Origin of the sequence: Sphingosinicella sp. YJ22 (assembly GCF_011320075.1) — a bacterium.
Taxonomy (GTDB): Bacteria; Pseudomonadota; Alphaproteobacteria; order Sphingomonadales; family Sphingomonadaceae; genus Allosphingosinicella.
Genome location: NZ_JAANPA010000020.1, coordinates 24,676 through 48,254, shown reverse-complemented (window position 1 = coordinate 48,254; position 23,579 = coordinate 24,676). Strand labels below are relative to the sequence as shown.

General features: G+C 68.1%; 23 protein-coding genes. 9 read left to right on the top strand and 14 right to left on the bottom strand.

The annotated features are described in order from the left end of the window. Both G7B71_RS08770 and G7B71_RS08765 read left to right on the top strand, forming a co-directional pair. Positions 1-377, top strand: a 377-nt coding sequence (locus tag G7B71_RS08770) for a c-type cytochrome (RefSeq protein WP_166039961.1), incomplete at its 5' end; no start/stop codon positions are given. Positions 378-480: 103 nt separating this feature from the next. Next, on the top strand, positions 481-2,505 hold the full coding sequence (locus G7B71_RS08765) for an elongation factor G (protein WP_166039959.1): 2,025 nt from the start codon (positions 481-483) through the stop codon (positions 2,503-2,505). 44 nt (positions 2,506-2,549) lie between these two features. Here the strand turns inward: G7B71_RS08765 and G7B71_RS08760 are convergent, their stop codons facing one another. Then, positions 2,550-3,845, bottom strand: coding sequence for a dicarboxylate/amino acid:cation symporter (locus G7B71_RS08760; protein ID WP_166039975.1), 1,296 nt, complete (start codon positions 3,843-3,845; stop codon positions 2,550-2,552). Between the two features lie 136 nt (positions 3,846-3,981). On the opposite strand from G7B71_RS08760, the gene G7B71_RS08755 reads away from it, so the two are divergent. Together G7B71_RS08755 and G7B71_RS08750 are read left to right on the top strand one after the other, a co-directional pair. After that, entirely contained in the window at positions 3,982-4,653 is a 672-nt protein-coding gene (locus tag G7B71_RS08755; protein ID WP_166039957.1) for a toll/interleukin-1 receptor domain-containing protein, read from the top strand. After that, entirely contained in the window at positions 4,650-5,228 is a 579-nt protein-coding gene (locus G7B71_RS08750) for a hypothetical protein (RefSeq protein WP_166039955.1), read from the top strand. Before G7B71_RS08755 ends, G7B71_RS08750 begins: the two co-directional genes overlap by 4 nt. Positions 5,229-5,237: 9 nt before the next feature. Here the strand turns inward: G7B71_RS08750 and G7B71_RS08745 are convergent, their stop codons facing one another. Next, a complete protein-coding gene (locus tag G7B71_RS08745) occupies positions 5,238-5,861 on the bottom strand; it encodes a glutathione S-transferase (RefSeq protein ID WP_166039953.1) in 624 nt (207 codons plus the stop codon). 71 nt (positions 5,862-5,932) lie between these two features. On the opposite strand from G7B71_RS08745, the gene G7B71_RS08740 reads away from it, so the two are divergent. Next, complete coding sequence (locus G7B71_RS08740) at positions 5,933-7,231, top strand: multidrug effflux MFS transporter (RefSeq protein WP_243406174.1); 1,299 nt, start codon at positions 5,933-5,935, stop codon at positions 7,229-7,231. A gap of 59 nt (positions 7,232-7,290) precedes the next feature. On the opposite strand, the gene recA is transcribed toward G7B71_RS08740, so the two are convergent. The 8 genes from recA to dapA form a co-directional block, all read right to left on the bottom strand. Further along, on the bottom strand, positions 7,291-8,358 hold the full coding sequence (gene recA, locus G7B71_RS08735; protein WP_166039951.1) for a recombinase RecA: 1,068 nt from the start codon (positions 8,356-8,358) through the stop codon (positions 7,291-7,293). 129 nt (positions 8,359-8,487) lie between these two features. Next, the gene (locus tag G7B71_RS08730; RefSeq protein WP_166039949.1) at positions 8,488-9,315 is read right to left on the bottom strand and encodes an alpha/beta hydrolase; all 828 of its coding nucleotides are present in this window, start codon (positions 9,313-9,315) and stop codon (positions 8,488-8,490) included. 3 nt (positions 9,316-9,318) lie between these two features. Then, positions 9,319-9,678: a response regulator gene (locus G7B71_RS08725; RefSeq protein WP_166039948.1), complete on the bottom strand. Its 360-nt coding sequence runs from the start codon at positions 9,676-9,678 to the stop codon at positions 9,319-9,321. Between the two features lie 39 nt (positions 9,679-9,717). After that, a complete protein-coding gene (locus G7B71_RS08720; RefSeq protein WP_166039946.1) occupies positions 9,718-12,132 on the bottom strand; it encodes a PAS domain-containing sensor histidine kinase in 2,415 nt (804 codons plus the stop codon). Between the two features lie 43 nt (positions 12,133-12,175). After that, positions 12,176-12,754 carry a DUF2062 domain-containing protein gene (locus G7B71_RS08715; protein ID WP_166039944.1) on the bottom strand — a complete coding sequence of 193 codons (579 nt, stop codon included), beginning with the start codon at positions 12,752-12,754 and terminating at the stop codon, positions 12,176-12,178. Positions 12,755-12,934: 180 nt separating this feature from the next. Beyond that, positions 12,935-13,417: an SsrA-binding protein SmpB gene (gene smpB, locus G7B71_RS08710; RefSeq protein WP_166039942.1), complete on the bottom strand. Its 483-nt coding sequence runs from the start codon at positions 13,415-13,417 to the stop codon at positions 12,935-12,937. Between the two features lie 81 nt (positions 13,418-13,498). Then, entirely contained in the window at positions 13,499-13,786 is a 288-nt protein-coding gene (locus G7B71_RS08705; protein ID WP_243406173.1) for a GIY-YIG nuclease family protein, read from the bottom strand. Between the two features lie 60 nt (positions 13,787-13,846). Beyond that, a complete protein-coding gene (gene dapA, locus G7B71_RS08700) occupies positions 13,847-14,716 on the bottom strand; it encodes a 4-hydroxy-tetrahydrodipicolinate synthase (RefSeq protein ID WP_166039940.1) in 870 nt (289 codons plus the stop codon). A gap of 109 nt (positions 14,717-14,825) precedes the next feature. On the opposite strand from dapA, the gene G7B71_RS08695 reads away from it, so the two are divergent. Together G7B71_RS08695 and G7B71_RS08690 are read left to right on the top strand one after the other, a co-directional pair. Next, positions 14,826-16,772 (top strand): lytic transglycosylase domain-containing protein, encoded by a 1,947-nt coding sequence (locus G7B71_RS08695; RefSeq protein ID WP_166039938.1) that lies wholly within the window; start codon positions 14,826-14,828, stop codon positions 16,770-16,772. Positions 16,773-16,910: 138 nt separating this feature from the next. Continuing rightward, the gene (locus G7B71_RS08690) at positions 16,911-17,396 is read left to right on the top strand and encodes a GreA/GreB family elongation factor (RefSeq protein WP_166039936.1); all 486 of its coding nucleotides are present in this window, start codon (positions 16,911-16,913) and stop codon (positions 17,394-17,396) included. Here the strand turns inward: G7B71_RS08690 and G7B71_RS08685 are convergent. From G7B71_RS08685 to aspS, 3 genes are all read right to left on the bottom strand, one after another. Continuing rightward, positions 17,393-17,749, bottom strand: coding sequence for a hypothetical protein (locus tag G7B71_RS08685; protein WP_166039934.1), 357 nt, complete (start codon positions 17,747-17,749; stop codon positions 17,393-17,395). The two genes, G7B71_RS08690 and G7B71_RS08685, sit on opposite strands and share 4 nt — an antisense overlap. 60 nt (positions 17,750-17,809) lie before the next feature. Further along, positions 17,810-18,598 (bottom strand): polyphosphate kinase, encoded by a 789-nt coding sequence (locus tag G7B71_RS08680; protein WP_166039932.1) that lies wholly within the window; start codon positions 18,596-18,598, stop codon positions 17,810-17,812. Positions 18,599-18,711: 113 nt separating this feature from the next. Continuing rightward, complete coding sequence (gene aspS, locus G7B71_RS08675) at positions 18,712-20,532, bottom strand: aspartate--tRNA ligase (protein WP_166039930.1); 1,821 nt, start codon at positions 20,530-20,532, stop codon at positions 18,712-18,714. A gap of 127 nt (positions 20,533-20,659) precedes the next feature. Between aspS and rnd the strand changes: the two genes are divergently transcribed. Next, complete coding sequence (gene rnd, locus G7B71_RS08670) at positions 20,660-21,838, top strand: ribonuclease D (RefSeq protein WP_166039928.1); 1,179 nt, start codon at positions 20,660-20,662, stop codon at positions 21,836-21,838. Then, on the top strand, positions 21,831-22,124 hold the full coding sequence (locus G7B71_RS08665; protein WP_166039926.1) for an I78 family peptidase inhibitor: 294 nt from the start codon (positions 21,831-21,833) through the stop codon (positions 22,122-22,124). The genes rnd and G7B71_RS08665 overlap by 8 nt, the downstream gene beginning before the upstream one ends. Here the strand turns inward: G7B71_RS08665 and G7B71_RS08660 are convergent. Beyond that, the gene (locus G7B71_RS08660) at positions 22,121-23,578 is read right to left on the bottom strand and encodes a Ppx/GppA family phosphatase (protein ID WP_166039924.1); all 1,458 of its coding nucleotides are present in this window, start codon (positions 23,576-23,578) and stop codon (positions 22,121-22,123) included. The two genes, G7B71_RS08665 and G7B71_RS08660, sit on opposite strands and share 4 nt — an antisense overlap. Between the last annotated feature and the right edge of the window lies 1 nt (position 23,579).

Sequence of the window (23,579 nt, the reverse complement as noted above, 5' to 3'; positions counted from 1 at the left end):
TGAAGCTGGCCCTGGCCGCCGCCGCGGGACTGGCCGCGGCGGGCGCCGCGGCGCTGCCCGAGGGCGACCCGCGGCGCGGCGAGCGGGCCTATGTGAAATGCTATGGCTGCCACAGCCTTGAGCCCGGGCAGAGCGCCAACGGCCCGTCGCTTCACGGCATCGTCGGCAAGCCGGTCGCGAGCGACCCCGCCTATCCCTATTCCGAAGCGCTGCGCCGGCTCGCCGCACGGCAACCCCGCTGGACGCCCGAGCTGCTCGACCGCTTCATCGCCGATTCCGAAGCGGTCGCGCCGGGTACCGACATGGGCTTCTTCGTGCGCACCGATGTCCAGGAGCGGGCCGACCTGATCGCCTATCTCGGTCGGTCCGGCGATTAGCCCCTTGCGCTTTGCCGCGCACAGGTAGAGCCTGATCGCTTCGGTTTGAGAGGCGCCCCCGCGTCTTCTTCGCGGACCGCGCCAGCGGACGAAGGAGACGATCATGCCCGACAGATCCGGTGCTACAAGAGCCGTGGCGCTCGTCGGGCCTGGCGGGGCTGGCAAGACCAGCCTTGCCGAGGCCCTTCTTTTTGCAAGCGGCACGATCGACCGCCAGGGCAGCGTCGACGCCAAGACCAGCGTCGGCGATTCGAGCGCGGAGGCGCGGGCCCGCGGCGGCTCGACCGAGCTTAATCTGATGCGTTTCGACTATCTCGGCGACAGCTTCGCGATCGCCGACTGCCCGGGCTCGATCGGCTTCTCGGCCGACGGCGCGCGCGGCATCGCGGCCTGCGACCTTGCCATCGTGGTGATCGATCCCGAGCCGGAGCGCGCCCATCTCGCCGAGCCGGCGCTGCGCAAGCTCGAGGCGCTGGGCGTGCCGCACCTCATCTTCGTCAACAAGATCGACCAGGCGCGCGGCTCGATCCAGGCGCTGCTCGAGGCGCTTCAGCCGATGAGCGCGTCGCCGCTCATCGCTCGCCAGATCCCGATCCGTGACGGCGACAAGATCAGCGGCTTCGTCGATTTGGCGCTGGAGCGGGCGTTCCACTATCGCGCCGGCCAGGCCTCCGAACAGGGCGCGATCCCCGACGACCTCAAGGAGCGCGAGAAATCTGCGCGCTTCCACATGCTGGAGCAGCTCGCCGACCATGACGACGCGCTGATGGAAGCGCTGCTGATGGACGAGGAGCCGGATCCGAAGACGGTATATGCCGACCTCGCCAACGAGACCGGGCGAGGCCTCGGCGTGCCGGTGCTGTTCGGATCGGCGCTCAAGGGCTTCGGCGTTCGGCGGCTGCTCAAGGCGCTTCGCCACGAGGCACCGGGGCCGGAGGCGACCGCCGAGCGGCTGCTGGCGGAAGGCCAGTGCGCCTTCGTGTTCAAGACCAGCCATGGCGGCGCGATGGGCCGCCTCGCTCTCGCCCGGATCTTTGGGGACGCGCTCAGGGAGGGCGCCGAGCTGGCCACCGCGGGCGGTGAGCCGGTGCGCATCGGCACGATCTTCCAGGTCCAGGGCGACAAGGTCGTCAAGGCCGCCGAGGGGCGGTTGGGCGACATCGTCGCAATCGCCAAGCTGGACGGCGTCGCCGCCGGCGACTGGATCGGCAGCGGCGAATTGCCGCCGGCGCCGGAGATCGAGCTCGACCGGTCCAATTATGCCGTCGCCATCGCGACCAAGGAGCGCAAGGACGACGTCCGCCTGTCGACCGCGCTTCACAAGCTGGTCGAGGAGGACCCGGCTTTGTCCTGGGAACAGGACGAAGCGGTCCACGAGACCCGCCTGCGCGGAGTCAGCGACGAGCATATTCGGGTCACGATCGACCGGCTGAAGAACCGCTATGGAGTCGCGGTGACCTCACGGCTGCCGCAGGTCGGCTACCGCGAATCGGTCCGCAAGAGCGTCACCCAGCGCGGTCGCCACAAGAAGCAGTCGGGCGGCCACGGCCAGTTCGGCGACGTCGTCATCGAAGTGCGGCCTCTGCCGCGCGGCGACGGCTTCCAATTCAACGAGAAGATCAGCGGCGGCGTCGTGCCCAAGCAATGGTTCCCGGCGGTCGAGGCGGGCATCCGCGACGCGATGGTCAAGGGGCCGCTCGGCTTCCCGGTCGTCGACGTCGCGGTGACCCTGGTCGACGGCTCCTACCACAGCGTCGATTCGTCGGAGGTCGCGTTCCGCACGGCGGGCCGGGTCGCGATGAGCGAAGCGCTCGCCGCCGCCTCGCCCCACCTGCTCGAGCCGGTGCGGCGGGTGACGATCACGACCCCGGGCAGCGCCTCGTCGAAAGTGACCTCGGCGATCGCCAGCCGGCGCGGCCAGATGCTCGGCATGGAGCCGCGCGACGGCTGGTCGCGCTGGGACCGGATCGAGGCGCTGATCCCCGAGGCGGAGATGCAGGGCCTCGACGCCGAGCTGAGGTCGCTGAGCCAGGGCCTGGCGAGCTACGAATCCGAGTTCGACCATTTGGCCGAGCTCAACGGCCACCTCGCCGACAAGGTCGTCCACAAGGAACTCGAGCCGGCCTGACGTTCCTCCCCATCCCGGCTTCGCCGGGACAGGGAAGATCCTGCTTAAGGCGTCACCCGCTCCGGGAGCGGCGCCTCCGCGGCGAGTGGCGGCGCTACAACCTCGTCCTTCGGCTCGCCCGCGGAGATGATCTGGGCGGCGACGAGGTCACCGATCACGTTCAGAGTGGTCCGGCACATGTCGAGGAAGCGGTCGACTCCGAGCACCAGGGCGATCGCGGCGGGATCGAGGCCGACCATCGCCAGGATCAGCGCCACGACCGGAAGCGAACCCGCCGGCACGCCCGCGGTGCCGATGCCACCGAGGATGCAGACCAGCATGACCATGATCTGCTGGCCCAAGCTCAGCTCAATGCCGAAGAACTGGGCGAGGAAGATCACCGTCACGCCCTCGAACATCGCGGTGCCGTTCTGGTTGGCGGTGGCGCCGATGGTCAGCACGAAGCGCGACACGCGGCGCGGCAGGCCGAGCTTCTCGTCGGCGACGCGCAGCGCGGTCGGCAGAGTCGCGTTGGACGAGGCCGTCGAGAAGGCCATGACGGTGGCTTCCTGGGTCTCGCGGAAGAAGGCGATCGGGTTCTTGCGGCCGAGCGTCGCGAGCAAGGCCGGGAAGACCACGAACATCTGGATGCCGAGCGCAAGCAGGACGACCCCGACATAGGCCGACAGGCGAATGAGCAGGTCCCAGCCGAACACCGCGGCGAGATTGAACATGAAGCAGGCGATGGCGATCGGAGCGAGCTTGATGACGATGAGGATGAGCTTCATCGTGACGTCGAACAGGCCTTCGAAGCCGCGCTGAAGCAGCCGCGCGTTCGGCGTGTCGGTGAGCATCAGGCCGATGCCGAAGAACAAGGCGAAGATCATCACCGAGATGATCGAGGCGTTGCTGCCCATCGCCTCGATGAGGTTGTTGGGGACGAGGGTGATGAAGGCGTCGATGCCGCTAGGCTGCTCGGCGCCGGTTCGGACGATCTGGCTGGCGCGCTCGCTGGATTCGGCGAGCATCGATTGGGCCGCGGCGCGGTCGACGCCCGCGCCCGGCTGGAGCAGGTTGACGACGATGAGGCTGACCGCCACCGCGATCGACGAGACGATCACGGTATAGGCGAGCGTGCGCAGGCCGACCCGGCGCAGCGAGCGGATCTCGCCCATCTCGGAAATGCCGACCACCAGGGCCGAGAACAGCAGCGGGATCACCAGCATGAAGATCAGCCGAAGGAAGATCTGGCCGATCGGGTTGGTGACATAGGTGGTGACGGTATCCACCCAGGCGGCGTCCCGCGCCCCGGCATAGACGGCGAGGCCTGCGCCGAGGCCGACCAGGAAGCCGATCAGCATCTGCATCTGCAGCGAGATGCCGCCCTTGGTCTTTACCGGTTCACCCACGTCGTTCCCCTTGTGTTTTGGTGCGGCGGATGCGTCCACCTTTGCCGCCATTTGTCAACGGTCGGGCGCGGCTGCTAGACCTAAGTCGATGGCTGACTGCTTCCTCTCTTATGCCCGCCCCGACCAGGGGCGCGCGACGGCCGTCGCCGAAGGGATCGAGGCAAGCGGCCGAAGCCTGTGGTGGGACCAGCGCCTGACCGCCGGCGACGATTACGGGCTGGTGATCGAGCGCGAGATCGACGCGGCGCGCTGCGTCGTGGTCGCCTGGTCGAAAGCGGCGCATGATTCGCTGTGGGTCCGAGCCGAGGCGAATGCCGCGCTCGACGCCGGCAAGCTGGTCCAGCTCAGCTTCGACGGGGCGCGGCTGCCCTTACCCTTCACGATGATCAACTTTCTCGACTTCCGGGCCTGGGGCGGGACTCGCGACCAGGTGCCATGGCCGGAGCTGCAAAGCCGCCTCTACGCACGAGTCCGCGGCGACGCCCTCCCCGCGATGGAGCCGGCGATCGAGGCGGGCGGAGTCGAGATCGTCCAGCGGACGGAGGACCGGCTGCAGGGTTTCGGGCGGGTCGCCATCCTCGGCTGGGCCGGCCTCGCCGCGACCCTGCTGGTCGCGCTGTGCGTGCTGCTCGCAGTCCGCAACCTGCTCAGCGCGGCGGCGCTCGGCCTGATCAGCGTGGTCGCATTGGCCATATCCCTGGCCCTGCTCGCCATTTCCGCCTTCGTGCTCGGCCGCACCATGCAGGCGAGCCGGCGATGAGCGGGAACCGAATCGCCGCCTTCGTGTCCGCGGCGCGCGCGCTGCTGGTCGTGCAGGTGTTGGCCGCCCTGCTCGCGGTGGGGGTGACTGGTTGGGCCTTCTTCGAGGTGCGCGGCCTGGTCGCCGAGCGGGAGCAACTGCGCGCGCGGGTCAACGAGCTCGAGATGCAGACCGCGCAGCCGCAACAGCCGCTCGCGCCGGTGCCGCTGGGACCGGACCCCGCGATCAACCAGATCCTGCCGCCCGACATGCTGATGCCGCCGGAAATCAACGAAACGGTTCCGATGCCGGTGCCGGAGACGGGCAACGTCACCGCCCCGGTGACACCGCCCGGCACGGCAGCTCCGCCTGGCAACAGCGTCACGCCGCAACAGCCGAATCGCTGGAACCAGCAGCCGCCGGCGGCGACTCGCCCGCAGCTCGACTGCGAAGGCGCCGACCGCGGACGGCCCGGCTGCCGCCCGATCCCCGAACGGCCGCCGATCCAACGCCTTCCGGACAGGCTCACCCCGCGCGGCGAGCCGCTCGCGCCTCAGCAAGAGCAGCCGCAAAGCACCCCGCCCCGCGGCAATTAGGCGCGCGGCTCAGGCGTAGGCGTAGGGGCCGCCCCTGGCGAGCGCGGCCTGATAGGCCGGGCGGGCGTGTATCCGTTCGAGCCATTCGACCAGCGCCGGGCGCCGCGCATCGAGTCCGGCGCGGCTGCGCGCGGCCTCCAGCGGAAAGCTCATCATGATGTCGGCGGCGCTGAACTCGTCGCCGGCGAACCAGGGCCGCTCCTGAAGCTCCGTCTCAAGCCAGTCGAGGTGCGGCTCGATCATCGGCCGGAACTTCTTCTGCGCCGTCTTGCCCAGCATGGGCACGCGGCCGAGCACGAGCGTGGTGAACAGCAGCGGCATCAGCGAGCCCTCCGCATAATGGAGGAACTGGCGGTAGCGCAGCACCGCGGCGCGGTTCGCCGGCGGGCCGAGCCGCCCCTCGCCCTTCTCGACGAGATATTCGACGATCGCGCCTGTCTCGGCCACGACCCGGCCATGATCCTCGATGACCGGCGACTTGCCGAGCGGATGGACTTTCCTGAGATCCGGCGGCGCGAGCATGGTCTTGGGATCGCGTTCGTAACGGCGGATCTCATAGTCCAGGCCGAGTTCCTCCAGCATCCACAGCACCCGCTGCGAACGGCTGTTCTCGAGATGGTGGACGACGATCATCGCGCTTCCCCGGCTGGTGGCGAAACAAAACGGAACTTGTCTTGCGCCGCCGCGTCAACCAAGGCCCTGCCATGCAAAAGCTGCGCGGACCAGAGACGATGACGAGCGGCGCGGCCGCCGAACGCGGCTGGCGCGGGCCGGGCATGGCCGAGTTCGTTGCCCTGATGGCGGCGCTGATGGCGTCGAATGCGCTGGCGATTGATTCGATGCTTCCGGCCCTGCCCGCGATCGGCGATGCGCTCGGCGTCGGCGAGGACAATCGCCGCCAGCTGGTCATCACCGTCTACCTGCTCGGCTTCGGCATCTCTCAGCTCGCTTACGGGCCGCTGTCGGACCGGTTCGGGCGCAAATGGCTGATGGTCGGCGCGCTCGCCTTCTACGGGATATTCGGCCTGCTCGCCGGGCTCGCTTCCAGCTTCGAGCTGCTGCTTGGCGCGCGCTTCCTCCAGGGCGTAGCCGCCGCCGCGACTCGGGTGCTCGTCATCTCGGTGGTGCGCGACCGCTACCAGGGATCCGGAATGGCCCGGATCATGTCGATCACGATGATCGTGTTCATGATCGTGCCGGTGCTGGCGCCAACCTTCGGCCAGGGCATCCTCGCCATCGCGACGTGGCGGCACATCTTCATCGTGTTGGGAGTCTATGGCGCGGTGCTCGCTTTGTGGCTGGTGCTGCGCCTGCCCGAGACGCTGGCGCCGGAGAACAGGCGCCCGCTATCGGCGCGAAGCATCGGCGAGGCGGTATGGACGACGGTGCGGATCCGCCAGTCGATCGGCAACACCATCGCCCAGACATTGCTGATGGGCGCGCTGTTCGCGTTCATCAACTCGATCCAGCAGATCGTGTTCGACGTGTTCGCGCGCCCGGAGCTGATCGGCCTCGTCTTCGCCTGCATCGCCGGGCCGATGACGTTGAGCTCCTACGCCAATTCGCGGCTGGTGATGAGGCTGGGCGCGCGCAAGCTGCTGCTGACTGCGCTGTCCTGCTTCACCGCGGTGGCGGCCGCCCACCTCCTGTTCGCCGCGGCCCTGGGCGAGGAACTGTGGATCTTCGTGACCTTCCAGGCCGCGACCATGGCCTATTTCGGAATGATCGGCGCCAATGCCGGCGCTCTGGCGATGGAGCCGCTCGGCCATGTCGCGGGCACCGCCTCTTCGGTGCAGGGCGCGATCACCACGATGGGCGGCGCGACGATCGGCTTCATCATCGGCCAGAATTTCAACGGGACGACCATCCCGTTCCTGATCGGCTTCACCACGTGCGGTGCGCTCGCTTTGGCGGTCGCCTTCTGGGCCAACCGCCAGCCCTGCCGCGACTCGCACGACGAGGCCGAGATCGACGTTCAGGAAGTGACCACACGGCCGGTCTGAACCACATACCAAAAGAGGGGCGCCGGCCTTGCCGAACAACCCCTCTCCCGGCCCCTCCCTCAGGCCTCGTCGTCGGCGCCGCCGGTCATCAGAGCTTCGCTGACTTCGCCGGTGCGGCCGCGGATCGCCTTTTCGATCTTGGCGAACAGCTCGGGATTGTCGGTGAGGAACTGCTTGGCGTTCTCGCGGCCCTGGCCGATCCGCACCGAGTCGTGGCTGAACCAGGCGCCCGACTTTTCCACGATGCCGGCCTTGACGCCGAGGTCGAGCACCTCGCCGACCTTGGACACGCCCTGGCCGTACATGATGTCGAACTCGACCTGCTTGAACGGCGGCGCGAGCTTGTTCTTGACCACCTTCACCCGCGTGGAGTTGCCGACGATGTCGTCGCGGTCCTTGATCTGGCCGGTGCGGCGGATGTCGAGGCGGACCGAGGCGTAGAATTTCAGAGCGTTGCCGCCGGTCGTGGTCTCCGGATTGCCGTACATGACGCCGATCTTCATGCGCAGCTGGTTGATGAAGATGACCAGGCACTTGGACTTGGAGATCGAGCCGGTGAGCTTCCTGAGCGACTGGCTCATCAGGCGCGCCTGGAGGCCGACATGGCTGTCGCCCATTTCGCCCTCGATCTCCGCCCGCGGGACGAGCGCGGCGACCGAGTCGACGATCAGGATGTCGATCGCGTTCGAGCGCACCAGCGTGTCGACGATCTCGAGCGCCTGTTCGCCGGTGTCCGGCTGGGAGACGATCAGATTGTCGATGTCGACGCCAAGCTTCTTAGCATAGACCGGGTCGAGCGCATGCTCGGCGTCGACGAAGGCGGCGGTGCCGCCCATCTTCTGCGCCTCGGCGACCGCGTGAAGCGCCAGGGTGGTCTTGCCCGAGCTTTCCGGTCCGTAAATCTCGACGACACGCCCGCGCGGCAGCCCGCCGATGCCGAGCGCGATGTCGAGGCCCAGCGAGCCGGTCGAGATCGTCTCGATGTCGATGGCCTCTTTCGAGCCCAAGCGCATCGCGCTGCCTTTGCCGAACGCGCGGTCGATCTGCGCGAGCGCTGCTTCGAGAGCCTTCTGCCTGTCCACGTTGAGGGGGGATCCTTCGGAAACGACTTTGAGTGATGCCGCCATGGCCTGTTCCTCCCGTTAGAGCGTCGCCGTTGCGCGATCAATGACGGCTTCTGTACCGCATCTGTTCTATAGGAACAAGTAGGAAACGGATAGGAAGAACAAAAATGGATTTGCCGTCGCTGCCCTCGCTCAGGCCGCTGGGAGCCTCACCGCTTCCAGGGCCGCGCGCATCGCCTCCTCGATCCCGGGCTGGGCGAGGATGTCGTTGTGGCCGGCCGCGGGGAAGACGCGGTCGAACACGAGGTTGGGAATCGCGGCCCTGAGCGCGTCGGTGCGGGCGGGGCGGATGAGCGTGTCCTGTCCGGCAGCGATGATCGCGACCGGAATTGGCACGTCCTCGAGGGCCTCGACCGAGCTCATCTCGTGCCTGAACAGCAGCGCGACCGGCAGCCAGGCATAGGATTCCCGCGCCATCGCGCCCAGCGAATCGAACGGGGTGATGAGAATGAGGCCGGCAAGCGGCCGCTGCGCCGCGAGCTGGGCGGCGACTCCGCTGCCTAGGCTGATGCCGATCGCGACGACTCGCTTCGGACTGTACCGTTGGACGAGCAGGTCGTGGATCGCCGGGGCGTCCTCGATCAGGCCGGCGGCGCCCGGCGTGCCGGTGCTCGGCGCATATCCGCGATAATGGAAGGCAGCGAGCGGATGCTCGGGATAGATGCTCGCGAAATGCTCGGCCAAGGCCTGGGCGTTAGAGGCATTGCCCGAAAAGAGCAGAAGGAGGGTGCCGTCGCCGCCATGCTGCCGTGCCGGGATATAGATGCCTTCGAGCCGGTCGCCATTGGGCCGGTCGAGGGTGAGGCGTTCGACACCCGGGGCCAGCGGGCCAGCGGCTGGAACCGCCCAGTTTGGAAAAATCAGCCGAGTCTGGCTTACATAGGCCGCAACGGCGGCGATCAGGTACAGGCCGACGGGGATGAGCAGGAAGGCGAGCATCCGTCTCGGCCGGCGGTTCACGGCCTAGCGGGCCATCGCCTCCGCGATCGCCGGCTCGATCGAATCGATCGTGTAGGGCTTGGTCAGCGTCGGCGCGTCGGCATGGGCCGCGGGTGGCGGCTCGACATGACCGCCGGTGGCGATGACGAAAGGCGTTCCGGCGTCAGCGAGCTTGTCGGCGACCGGCCACACGCTCTCGCCGTCCTTGAGCTGGACGTCGATGATCGCGACGTCGAACCCGCCCTGCTCGACATGAGCGAGCGCGTCGGACACCGAGTCGCAGCTCGCGACGACCTTGTGGCCGAGCGAGTCGAGAAAATCCTCGAGCATCATCGCGATGAGAGGCTCGTCCTCGACGATCAGGATGCTGCGCGCTTCACTCATGTCCGCGTGAGTTAACGTCTGTTTCGGAAAGGAAAAGACCTATTTGGCACGCAAGGTGTCGCGCACGGTTTCGGCAAGTTGCTGAACCGAGAAGGGCTTGGCCAGGAACGCGACATTCTCGATGTCGATCGACTTCCGCAATTGCTCCTCGGCATAGCCGGAAATGAACAGGATCGGCAGGTCGGGGCGGCTCTCGCGGGCGTGGCGGACGGTGGTCGGGCCGTCCATCGTCGGCATGACCACGTCGGAGACCATAAGGTCGACCTCGCCTTCGCGGCTGAGGATCTCGAGCGCCTCCTCGCCGCTCTCGGCGACCAGCACGGTGTAGCCGTGGCGGGTGAGCGCGCGCTCGGCCACCGCGCGCACCACCGCCTCGTCCTCGACCAGGAGAATAGTGCCACTGCCCCACCAGTCGCCATTCTGGGTCTCCTTGGCGAGCTTCGGCTTAGGCGCTTCCTCGGCCGCAGCGGCCTGGTGGACCGGCAGATAGATGGTGAAGCTGGTCCCCTCGCCGATCTGGCTATCGGCGAAGATGAAGCCGCCCGACTGCTTGACGATGCCGTAGACGGTGGAGAGGCCGAGACCGGTGCCCTTGCCCACTTCCTTGGTGGTGAAGAAGGGCTCGAAGATCTTGGACAGAAGGTGCGGCGGAATCCCGGTGCCGGTGTCGGTGACGCGCAGAGCGGTATAGTCGCCGATCGGCAGGATGTCGGTGCCCATCCGGCGCACGTCGTCCGACGACACCGCGAAGGTCTCGATGTTGAGGGTGCCGACGCCCTCTCCCTTCGACTGCATCGCGTCGCGGGCGTTGACCGCGAGGTTGACGATGACCTGCTCGAGCTGGCCGGGATCGGCGCGGATCGCGCCGAGGTTGCGGCCGTGCTTGACGTGCAGCTTGACCGTCTCGCCGAGCAGACGGTTGAGCAGGTGCGACACTTCCGACACCGCGTCGGGCAGCTGCAGCACTTGCGGCCGCAAGGTCTGCTGGCGCGAGAAAGCAAGCAGCTGGCGCGTCAGGTTCGCGGCGCGGTTCGAATTGCTCCGGATCTGGTGGATGTCGTCATAGTCCGGATCGCCCGGCAGATGCCGCATCAGCATCAGGTCGCAGGTGCCGAGGATCGCGGTCAAAATGTTGTTGAAGTCGTGGGCGACGCCGCCGGCGAGCTGGCCGACCGCCTGCATCTTCGTCGCCTGGGCGATCTCGCGCTTGAGCCGGGCCTCCTCGCTATTGTCCTTGAGGCTCATCAGCACCGCCGCGTTGCCGAGCCCGCGCGCTCCGGCGACGGTGAGCGCGACCGGTTCCTCCGGGTTCGAGCGCAGGCGCACCGCGAGGTCGCCGGTGACTCCGCGGCCGCGTGCGTAGCGGTGTACAAAGTCGGAGACCGCCCCCTTGTCCTCCTCGACGACGAGGTCGCCGGGCCAGGCGACGGCTTCCTGCGGGCCAAGGCCGGCCGCCTTGCGGAAGGCGCGGTTGAGGAAGGTGAAGCGCCCGTCCATGTCGGCGAGGGCGAGGCCGAGCGGAATATGCTCGAGCAGGACGTGCACCCCCTCCTCGCCGCTCGCGCCGGAAAAGCCGAGCTCGTCGAGCATCAGGAACATGGCGAGACCGTCCTCGCTGTCCTCGACCGGCACCCGGATGATGCGCAGCGGAGTCGCGCCGCGCCCCTCGATGGTGAAGTGGAACTGGCCGCTGCTCGACGCGGACAGGAAGGTGACGAGCTGAGCGCCGGTCACGTCCTCGCCGGTCTCGCCAGTCGCGCGCACGGCGAAGACCTGGTTGGCGGCGAGGATCGTTCCGCCCGGATCGGCGAGCACGGCCATGATGCCCGCCTCGCCCAGCCGTCCGCCGGCGGCGCCCGCCACCATCCGCTTCGCCTCGGCGGCGTGATCGACATCCTCCGCGCGATCGAACCGCCAGACGATGTGCCCGGCGGTGGCGCCGGCGAGCCGCGCCTTCACTCGCATCGGCGCGCCGGCCAGCATCATCGACGCGACCACCGCACTGCCCTCGGCGCGTGCCAGAGCAGCGGCGTCGTGAAGCTGGCGCGGGTCCTCGACGCCGTCGGCGAGCTCGCCGATGCTCGCGGGGGCGCCGAACCACCGGCTGAACCTGTCGTTGGCGGCGAACAGCTCGAGGTCGGACGCCGACGTGATCGCCAGCGCCGCGCTGCCGCCGCCCGCGCCGTCGAGCACGACGCGAAGCAGATTGGGGTCGAGCGCCTCGTCCTCGGCCTCGACCGCCGCCGTCTCGGCCCGTCCTCCGGTCCCGACCAGCAGGGCGAGGATTCCGCCGGTGGCGATGGTGCCGCCGAGGAAGGCCGCGGCGAACAGCGGGTCGCGCACCGCCCACAACAGGATAGCGCTGGAAACCAGAGCGCCGGCGACGAACAGGGCCAGCGACGGCCCAGTCCGTGCCTTCCCGGCGAATCCCCTTTCCGCGACGACGCTTGCCATACCCTACCTGATGCGCAGACGCGCCCGGGCGCAAGCCGAAGATTCAGGCCTGGAGCGGCTCCGGGGCCTGTTCTTCCCGGCGGCGCTCCTGGCGGCGGTGCCACTTGCGGGCGATGCGCACCCGCCAGATCCAGCCCGCGACGAGATAACCGACGAGGCCCGCCGCCGCGCCGATGATGAACAGCCCGGCGAACAGGGCCGGCGCCGCGTCCGACAGCAGCCAGCCGATCCATTCGCTGAACCCGGCGCCGCGCGCGGACAGGGCCTGGAAGGTCGAGATGTCGGCATGGAAGCCGAGCTGGTTGCCGGTCCAGATCGACGCGAGCAGGATGAACGGAGTCGTCGCCGGATTGCTGAGGAAGGTCATCGCGCCGGCGAGCGGCACGTTGGCCCGCAGCGGCAGCGACACGAGAGTCGCTCCGACGATCTGAAGCCCCGGGATCATCAGGAAGATGCCGATGAGGATGCCGACGCCGACGCCGCGCGGCACCGACCGGCGGGTGAAGCGCCAATATTGGCTGTGCAGCGCGCGGCCGGCGAAGCGGCTCACCAGCTTCGACTGCTGCATCTGCTCGCGGGTCGGCGTGTTGTCGCGAATCAGGCGGGCGAGGCGGTCACGCATGGGTCATTCCGTCGCCCCGGACTCGATCCAGGGTCCACCGGCCTTCCGTGAAACGGGCGGAAGGCGCGACGAAGCAAGCCGACAAGAGGGCAAGTTCGGCAAAACGGTACTTCGCTATCCGCATTTCACCCGAACGCCCGATCACCCCCGCATTATGCGCCGGTGACTTATAATCGTAAATCACCCATGTTCCCTTAACAGGCGGCCTTGTTCGCGCTTCCAGTCCTTCTCGGCCTGGTACTCGCGCTTGTCGTGCGCCTTGCGGCCCTTGGCCAGCGCGAGCTCGACCTTCGCCCGCCCCTTGCCGTTGAAATAGACCGACAGCGGCACCAGCGTCATGCCCTGGCGCGCGACGGCGCCGAACATCTTGCTGATCTCGCGGTGGTTGAGCAGCAACTTCCGCGGTCGCTTGGGCTCATGGTTGTGGCGGTTGCCGTGGCTGAACTCGGGGATGTTGGCGTTGATCAGCCAGATCTCGCCTTCCTTGACCTCGGCATAGCTCTCCGCGATCGACCCCTCGCCGAAGCGAAGCGACTTCACCTCGGTCCCGGTCAGCGCGATCCCAGCCTCGTAGACCTCATCGATCGCATAATCGAACCGAGCGCGCCGGTTCTCGGCGACGATCTTCTTCTTGTCGAAAGCAGTGGGACGCGGGCGGGCCATGGGCCGGGGAGATAGGGCTGGCAGGAAGCCGACGCCAGCCCCCGCAACCGTCACCCCAGCGAAAGCTGGGGTCTCCCTCCGCTACACCACACCAAAGAGGTCCCGCCACTCCGGGTTCGCTCGTTCGATCAGTTCGACCTTCCACGCTCGCTTCCAGGCCTTCATGGCCTTTTCGCGCGCAATCGCCTCGTCAATGGTCGCGTGCTCCTCCGCGAGAACGAGAGTCTTGAGGCCATATTTGCGACAGAAGGCCGAGCCTGCCCCTCGCCGATGCTGTTCGACCCGTTCGACCAGGTCGCTTGTCACGCCAATGTAGAGCACGCCGCGTGGCCTATTGGTCATGACATAGGTCCAGCCGCCTTTCACCACCGCAGCCTTCCCCGACCAGCCGAGCAGAGATGCCAGCTTTCGCTGGCATGACGGATGTCCTTAGAGCCCCGCATGCTCCAGCGCCGCGTCGACCGCGCGGCGGCTGGCCTCTGACGGGGGGGTCATCGGCAGGCGGAGGTCAATCGGGAAGTCGCGGAGGCGGCTCAGGGCATATTTGGTCGGGCCCGGCGAGGCGTCGCTGAACAGGGCGGCGTGGAGCGGGTAGAGGCGGTCCTGGAGCTCGAGGGCCTTCTTCCAGTCGCCCTTGAGGGTCGCTTCCTGGAATTGCGCGCAAAGCTTGGGCGCGACGTTGGCGGTGACCGAGATGCAGCCGACGCCGCCCATCGCGTTGAAGCCCAATGCCATGTCGTCATTGCCGCTGAGCTGGGCGAAATCGGTGCCGCAGGCGAGGCGCTGGGCGGTGACTCGCGCCAGGTTGCCGGTCGCGTCCTTGATCGCGACGACGGTCGGGATCTTCGCGAGGCGCCCCAATGTCTCGATACCGATGTCCGCCACAGTCCGCGACGGCACGTTGTAGACGACGATCGGCAGCGGGCACGCCTCGGCGCAGGCGGCGAAATGGGCGTAGATGCCGTCCTGGTTGGGCTTGTTGTAATAAGGCACGACGACCAGCGCGGCGCGCGCGCCGAAATCGGCCGCTGCCTTCATGTGATCGATCGCGGTCCGGGTCGAATTGGAGCCGCAGCCGGCGATGACCGGCACCCGCCCGGCGGCCTGCTCGACCGCGATTCGGATCACCCGGCGCTGCTCGTCGACATCCAGCGTGGCCTGTTCGCCGGTCGTACCGATCGGGACAAGTGCATGACTCCCTTCGGTAATTTGCCACTCGACGTGGGCCCGGAAAGTTTCATCGTCAAACGCTTCACCGCGAAAAGGCGTCACCAGAGCCGGTATCGAGCCACGGAACATGGAACCCTCCCAACGTCGCCCCTACGACCTCGTAGATGCCGCAGGGTTTGTGGGGCGCGGGGCCCCGTGTTCAGCGGCTGATAAGGAGCGGGAGGACATTCTGTCCAGCATGCGTAGAAAAGTTGCCTTGGCCGCGCTGTCGGCCGGTGCCGTTTTGTCCCTCGGCCTTGGCGGATCCGGCCACGATCCGGTCGCTGCGGTCGTCCAGCCGCCGGCCGCCTATATCGGCTCGAGCATCGACCAGTGGAACGCGCTCAGGCAGACCCAGACCGCGCCGTTCGAAAGCTATTCGAGCTTCCTCCTGCGCCATCGCGGCTGGCCCGGCGAGGACGCGATGCGCCGCTCGGCCGAGCGCCAGATTTCGCCCGGGATCAGCCAGGCGAGCGAGGTCGTGCGCTTCTTCGCCGCCTTCCCGCCGCTGACCGCGACCGGCCACGCCTTTCACGCCTTGGCGCTGCGCGCGCAGGGCCGCCCGCAGGAGGCTTCGGACGCCGCCAGGCGCGCCTGGGCGGCCGGGTCCTTCGCCGCAGAACTCGAGCAGCGCATGCTCGCCACCTTCGGGCCGCAGCTCACCGCCGCCGACCATGACCGGCGCATCGACGCCCTGCTCAACGAAGGCGAGCAGGCGGCGGCGACGCGCATGCTAAGCTACGGCTCGCCGGCGCGGCGGCCGATCTACGATGCCCGCCTCGCCCTCCAGGCGCGCTCGCCCAGCGCCGTGGCGCTCTCCTCGGCCGCCGGCCTGCGCGACCCCGGGCTGCTCTACGACCGGGCCCGCTATCTCGTCCGCACCGGCAATCCCGGCGAGGCGCGGCGGCTGATGGCGCAGCGGCGCAACCTCGACCGCCAGCCGGGCAATCCCGAGCAGTTCATGGAGCTGATGGTCAGCCTCGCCCGCGGCGCGGCCAATGACGGCCAGCACAGCATCGCCTACAACATCGCGTCCCAGGTCGACGACCTTTACCCGGCCGGCACCGACGTCAGCGCCAAAAGCTTCGGCGAGCGCGACGAGTTCACGAACCTCACCTGGCTCGCCGGGACGACCGCGCTGCGCAGTCTGCGCCAGCCCGCCGAGGCGACCGGCATGTTCGAGCGCTACGGCCGCGCCTCGCAGTCGCCGCAGAGCCAGACCAAGGGCCTCTACTGGGCGGGCCGCGCCGCGAGCAATGCCGGCCGTGAGCCGCAGGCCCGGGCGCTCTTCGCCGAGGCGGCGCGCCACTATGACCAGTTTTACGGCCAGCTCTCGGCCGAGCGGATCGGCCAGCCGCTGCGCTCGCCGCCGTCGGGCAGCGTCGCGATCAGCGCGGCGGACCGCCAGTCGTTCGACAACAAGCCGCTCGTCGCCGCCGTGCGCTATCTCGGCCAGCGCGGCAGCTGGACCCAGCAGTCGCTGTTCGTCCGGGCGCTCGCCGAGGACCTCGACAACGACGCGCACCGCCAGCTCGCCGCCGAGCTCGGCCGCCAGGTCGGCCGGCGCGACCTCGGCGTGCTGGTCTCGCGCGAGGCGCGCCGCCAGGGCGCCGCCGACGTCCATGCCTGGGGCTTCCCCGAGCTGCGCGTGCCGCCGGCGAACAACCGCCATTGGTCGGTGGTCCACGGAATCACCCGCCAGGAGAGCCTGTTCGACCGCGAGGCGGTGAGCTCGGCCGGGGCGCGCGGACTGATGCAGCTGATGCCGGCGACGGCGCGGCAGGTCTCGGGCCAACTCGGCCAGTCCTACTCGCTCAGCCGGCTGACCAGCGACCCGGACTTCAACGTCCTCCTCGGCTCGACCTATTTCGCCAGCCTGCTCGACCAGTGGGGCGGCAGCTACCCGCTGGCGATCGCGAGCTACAATGCCGGGCCGGGCAATGCCCGCCGCTTCGTCCGCGAAAATGGCGATCCGCGCACGCCCGGGGTCGACATGGTCGAGTGGATCGAGCGGATCCCGTTCACCGAGACCCGCAATTACGTCCAGCGCGTGCTCGAGAATGCGGTGGTCTACGACCTCATGTACCCGCAGCAGGCGCGCAGCCCGGCCAACGCGCGGCTGAGCTACTATCTCGGGCGGCGCTAAACAGCCGAGCGCGACACGCGCACTGTGTCATGCTGAACTTGTTTCAGCATCCATCCGCGTGCCGCGGTGCAGTCGGCCGAATGGCCCCTGAAACAAGTTCAGGGTGACGGGAGATGCGCCTCTGTCCTAGCTGAAGCCATGTCAGACCGTCCCAACTACATCACCCCCGCCGGCTACCGAGCGCTGCGCGAGGAATATGAGGCGCTGTTCGGCGGCGAGCGGCCCAAGCTGCTCGAGACCATCGCCTGGGCCGCGGCCAATGGCGACCGCTCGGAGAATGCCGACTACCAATATGGCCGCAAGCGGCTGCGCGAGGTCGACCGGCGGATCAACTTCCTCGCCCGGCGGATGAAGCAGGCCAAGGTCACCGACCCCGCCCGCCAGCCGGACCAGGCGCGGGCGTGGTTCGGGGCGACCGTCACCCTCGCCGACGAGGACGACAATGAGCGCGTCGTGACCCTGGTCGGCGAGGACGAGGCCGACGCCGGCGCTGGACGTATCAGCTTCTACTCGCCGATGGCGATGGCGATCCGTGGCGCCGCGGTTGGCGACACGCGGCTGGTCCGCCTCCCCGCCGGCGACAAGGAATATGAGGTGGTCGCGATCAGCTATCCGGCGCCCTAGCGCCCGCCGTAATCGGCCCAGCGCGACAGAGCGAGGCGGATCTCGCCGTCGGTCAGGCGCATGTCGCGATTGGCGTCGGCCGAGCGGCGGAAGCTGATGTTGAGATCGCGCACCGACACCCCGCCCCACGGGCGCGGGCCGAGCTGGCGGTGCACGATCTCCCGCCCCTCCTCGGTATCCTCGAGCCACGGATCGAGCCGGTCGAGGCCATCACCGCCCCAGCGACCGGCCCACTCGTCGTCGCGATAGTCCCAGCCGCCGCGATGATGGGGACGGTCATGGCCGTAGCGGTCGTAGGTCGTGCAGGCCGCCAGCAAGAGTAGGGCGAGCGCGGCGAAAGCGGTGTGTCGCATGGGCGGGCTCCAGGCGGTGCGGCTCTTCGCCGTTAACCAAACGCCTCCGACCGCGCCTTTTCAAGCGCTTCCGCCGCGGCCTTCCAGAAAATCCTGCGCCGCCTGTTCCATTTCGGGACGGACTTTCGGCGGCTTGGCCGGGACGTGGCCGGCAAGCGCCTTGGCCACCGCCCCAAGCGCGGCGATGCGCGCCGCCTTCTTGTCGTTGGCGTCGATCGCCGTCCACGGCGCCCAGCGGGTGTCGGTCTCGCGGAACATGTCCTTCATCGCCGCCAGATAGTCGTCGCGCCGGCGGATGTTTCGGAAATCCTCCGCGGTCACCTTCCAGCGCTTCCACGGGTCGCCCAGCCGCGCCTCGATTCGCTTGCGCTGGGTCTGCTCGGTGACGTGGAAGAACAATTTGACGATCAAGGTCCGGTCCGAAATCTGCTGCGCCTCGAACTCGTTGATCTCGTCATAGGCGCGGCGCCAGGCGTCCTCCCCGGCCAGCCCTTCCACTCGCTCGACGAGGACTCGGCCGTACCAGCTGCGGTCGAAGATCGCGAGTTCGCCGTCGCGCGGCAGCCGGTTCCAGAAGCGCCAGAGATAGTGGCGGGCCTTTTCCCCCTCGCTCGGCGCCGCGATCGGCCACACCTTGTAGTGGCGCGGATCGCATTTGGCGGTCATGCGCTGGATCGCCCCGCCCTTGCCCGCCGCGTCCCAGCCCTCGGCGACGACGATCGCCCGGCGGCCGTGTAGGTGCAGGCTCACCAGCAGGCGGGCGATGCGCTCCTGGAGATCGGCCAGGTCCGACCCATAGTCGCCCTGATATTCGCCGCCGGCTTCGTAATCGGACAGGTCGATGGTCATGTGCGGTCCCTCCCCTTCCGCCCGCGGAAGGGGTCAGGGGTGGGGGTACTCCCCGCCCGCTTCATCCTCAACCGGTCCACCCGGCGCCCTCCCGAAAGCGGGAGGGAAGTGTGTCATTCCGGGGCGACCGTCTTGGCCGGATCCTTCGTCGTGCTGGTGCCGGCCGGCGGAACGACGCGGATGTGAAGCTCCTTGAGCTGCTTGGCGGTGACCTCGCTCGGCGCGTTCATCATCAGGTCCTCGGCGCGCTGGTTCATCGGGAAGAGGACGACCTCGCGGATGTTGGGCTCGTCGGCGAGCAGCATGACGATTCGGTCGATGCCCGGCGCCGAGCCTCCGTGCGGCGGAGCGCCGTACTTGAACGCGTTGATCATGCCGGCGAAGTTCGTGTCGACATCTTCCCTGGTGTAGCCTGCGATCTCGAACGCCTTGTACATGATGTCCGGGCGGTGGTTCCGGATCGCGCCCGACGACAGCTCAACGCCGTTGCAGACGATGTCATATTGGAAGGCGAGGATGTCCAAGGGGTCCTTGGTCTCGAGCGCCTCGAGCTCGCCCTGCGGCATCGAGAACGGGTTGTGCGAGAAGTCGACCTTCTTCGCCTCCTCGTCATATTCGTACATCGGGAAATCGACGATCCAGCAGAACTTGTAGGAATCCTGCTCGATGAGGCCGAGCTCCTCGCCGACTCGGGTGCGGGCGAGACCGGCGAGCTTGGCCGCTTGGCTCTCCTTGCCGGCGGCGAAGAAAATGCCGTCGTCGGGGCCGAGGCCCAATTCGGCGATCAGCTTGCGCATGCCCTCCTCGCCATGATTCTTGGCGATCGGGCCGCCGAGCTCGCCGCCCTTCTGGGTGACGTAGCCGAGGCCGGCAAAGCCTTCGCTGCGCGCCCACTCGTTCATGTCGTCGAAGAACTTGCGGCTCTTCTCGGCGGTGCCCGGCGCGGGGATGGCGCGGACGACGTTGCCGGTCTCGACCATCTTAGCGAACAGGCCGAAGCCCGATCCGCGGAAATGCTCGGTGACGTCCTTGATGATCAGTGGGTTGCGGAGGTCCGGCTTGTCGTTGCCATATTTCAGCATCGATTCCCTGTAGGGAATGCGCGGGAACTGGCCGGCCGGGGTGACCGACTTGCCGTTGGCGAACTCCTCGAACACGCCCGCGAGCACCGGCTCGATCGCGTTGAACACGTCCTCCTGGGTGACGAAGCTCATCTCGAAGTCGAGCTGGTAGAACTCGCCCGGGCTGCGGTCGGCGCGGGCGTCCTCGTCGCGGAAGCAGGGCGCGATCTGGAAATAGCGGTCGAAGCCCGCGACCATGATCAGCTGCTTGAACATCTGCGGCGCCTGCGGGAGCGCGTAGAACTTGCCCGGGTGGACCCGGCTCGGGACGAGATAGTCGCGCGCGCCCTCGGGGCTCGACGCGGTCAGGATCGGAGTCTGGAACTCGACGAAATCCTGCTCGATCATGCGCCGGCGGATCGAGCTGATCACCTGGCTGCGGAGCAGGATGTTGGCGTGCGGCCGCTCGCGGCGAAGGTCGAGATAGCGGTACTTGAGCCGGATCTCCTCGGGATATTCCTGGTCGCCGAACACCGGCATCGGCAGCTCCTGCGCCGCCGACTGGACGGTGACTCCGGTCGCGTGGATCTCGATATGGCCGGTCGGAAGGTTCGGGTTCACCACCTCGGCGTCACGCGCGACGACCCTGCCCTCGACCGTCACCACCGATTCGGTGCGCGCCGTGTCCAGGGCCGCGAACGCCGCGTCGCTCGTCTCCACCACGATCTGGGTGAGGCCATAATGGTCGCGCAGGTCGACGAAGAGCAGATTGCCGTGGTCGCGCTTGCGGTGGACCCAGCCGGACAGCTTGACGGACTCGCCGACATGGCTCGCGCGGAGCTCGCCGCAATTGTGGGTCCGGTACGCGTGCATTTTCATCGCCCTGTCAGAGTAGATATTGGTGGTTGGGATCGGCGCTCCCCCTACCCGCTCACAGGAATATGTCCAATCCTTGAGCGAGGCAGTTTTCAGCCGCGGCCAAGCTCCCTATGAGCGCGCGATGCTTATTCACCCGTTGATTACCACGACCGACGAACTGACGGCCCTGTGCGAGCGCCTCGCGACCGCGCCGTTCATCACCGTCGACACCGAGTTCATGCGCGAGAACAGCTACTGGCCCGACCTGTGCCTGGTCCAGGTCGCCTCGTCCGAGGAGGCCGCGCCGATCGATCCGAAGTCCCCGGATCTCGACCTCACGCCGCTGCTCAACCTGCTCGTCAACAACGAGAATATCCTCAAGGTCTTCCATGCCGGCGGCCAGGATATCGAGATCATCTTCAACCTCACTGGAAGCACGCCGCATCCCCTGTTCGACACCCAGATCGCGGCGATGGCGCTCGGACTCGGCGAGCAGGTCGGCTACCAGAACCTCGTCGAGAGCCTGCTCGGCAAGCATCTCGACAAGGGCGCCCGCTTCACCGACTGGGGCCGCCGGCCGCTCGACGCACGCCAGATCGACTATGCGATCGGCGACGTCACCCATCTCGCGACCTTGTTCCCGAAGATGCTCGACCGGCTGCGGCGGACCGGCCGCGGCGCGTGGCTCGACCAGGAAATGGAGCGGCTCGCCGACCCGACCAACTATCTCAACGACCCCTCGGAATCGTGGAAGCGGGTGAAGATCGCCAGCAAGAAGCCCGATGTGCTTGGCCGCCTCAAGGCGCTTGCGGCGTGGCGCGAGATCGAGGCGCGCTCGAAGAACCTGCCGCGCGGCCGCATCATGAAGGACGAGACGCTGGCCGACATCGCCATGCATCCGCCCGTCAACCAGGAGGCGCTAGCGCGGGTGCGCGGCCTTTCGCCGGCCTGGAAGGGCAACGACATCGGCACCCGGTTGATGGACGCGCTCGCCGCCGCCCAGCCGCTTTCCCCCGCCGAAATGCCCGCCCGCGACGAGCGCGGTCCTGCGCTCGGCAAGGAAGGCGCGCTGGTCGCCGACCTGTTGAAGCTGCTGCTCAAGATCCGCGCCCGCGAGAGCAACGTCGCGGCGCGGCTGGTGGCGCGCTCGGAGGAGCTGGAACAGCTCGCCGCCGGCAAGCGTAATGGCCTCGCCATCCTCCAGGGCTGGCGGTTCGAGGAATTCGGCCGCGACGCGCTGGACCTTGTCGAGGGGCGGCTTGCCTTCGCGGTCCGGCGCGGCAAGCTGGTGATGACGCGGACGGAGGAACAAGATGCGTAACGTGGTGGTGGCATTCGCCCTGTTGGCGGCGGCGGGGTGCGAGACGGTCAACGACGATATCCCGGCCAATGACGATCCGCGCTACGCCTGCAGCACGGCCAATCTCGGCAGCCTGGTCGGCCAGCCGGCGACCCAGCGGCTCGGCACCGAGGCGATGCGAATCTCCAATTCGCGCACGATCCGCTGGATCAGGCCGGGCGACATGGTGACGATGGATCACCGGCTGGACCGGCTCAACATCATGCTCGACGCCGCCATCGTGGTGACCGGCTTCAACTGCGGCTAGATCAGCAGCGCACGCGGCCTTCTGTCGAGCGACGTCGCCAGCGCCTTCAACCGCCGCTCGACGACTTCCCCGAGCAGGGCCGAGTCGCGGGTCGGCAGGCGAAGCACCAGCTCGTCTCCCTCGATGCGCAATGAGCTGTCGCGCAGCGGCGCCTCGACGCCCGCGCTGAGCCTCTGCGCCAGGCGCATGGCGAGGCCCCATTGGCGGGCGCGCTTCAGCGCCCCTTCCCAGCACAGGGCCGCCATGGCGGGATAGGGAAAGCCGCTGCCGCCGAAATTGGCGAAGAGCGCCTGGGCGAGCATGACCCGGCCCGGGGCGTCGATCGCCACCCAGTCGCCATGAAGCGCCATGTCGATTCCGCGTTCGGCGCGGAAATCGGGATGAGCCGCCCAGGCGATGTCCGACAGCAGGCAGGCGGCGAGGCGGATGCGCGCGCTCGCCGGCGTGTCGTCGAAGACCGGCGCGATCCAGCGATCGATCCGGGCGCCATGCTGGGGGAAACGGCCATGCTCCTCCCCCGCCTCGCGCGCTTCCTCGATCAGCGGGTCGAGCCGGCGCGTCTCCTCGTCGAGATCGTCGTAGAGCAGCCCCTCGCGCACGCCGAAGGCGGAGGAGACCAGCATGCTCGGTCGCAGCGTGTCGACGACCGCGCGCAGGAGCAGGTTGGCGTGGGGGAGAACCGGCACGCGCGCGGCCGTGATTCCGGTCTCCTTCGCCTCGCGCACGGCAAGTCGGGAAAGGTGGCGCTGCAAGGCCTTCGGGCGGCCCGGATCCATCACGTGCTGGTGAATGACCGGCAACGGGTGGCCGGTGAACGCGAGGTCGAGCCGCGCCAGCGAGCGCCACGACCCGCCGACCATGTAAAACGGCCGGCCAACCGCCGACTCGCGGAAATGGGTCTGCTCGAGGATTCGGCAGATTCGGCGCAGAAGCGCGGCGTCGGGCTTGTCCCGAATCGCGACGAGCCGAAGCACGCCGAGCGGCAGCGACGTCCGGCGCCTGACCTCGCCGTCGCCGATGTCGACCAATTCCAGGCTGCCGCCGCCAAGGTCCCCGACGATCCCGTCCGCGCCCGGCGATCCGGAAATGACGCCGAGCCCCGCGAGGCGCGCTTCCTCCTCGCCCGACAGGACCAGCGGGTCGAAGCCGAGCCGGCGCACCTCGTCGAGGAAGCCGGGGCCGTTGGCTGCCTCGCGCACCGCCGCAGTGGCGAAGATGCGGGTGCGGGCAGCGCCCATATTGTCGACGATGAGGCGGAAGCGCGCGATCGCGGCGAGGGCGCGCTGCTGGGCCTCCGGCGACAGATTGCCGGTCTCGTCGATGTTACGGCCAAGCCCCGCCATCACCTTCTCGTTGAACAGGATGGACGGCGCGCGAGTCGCCCCCGAATAAACGACGAGACGGACGGAGTTCGACCCGATGTCGATCGTCGCGACCGGTTTGCGGACAGACATT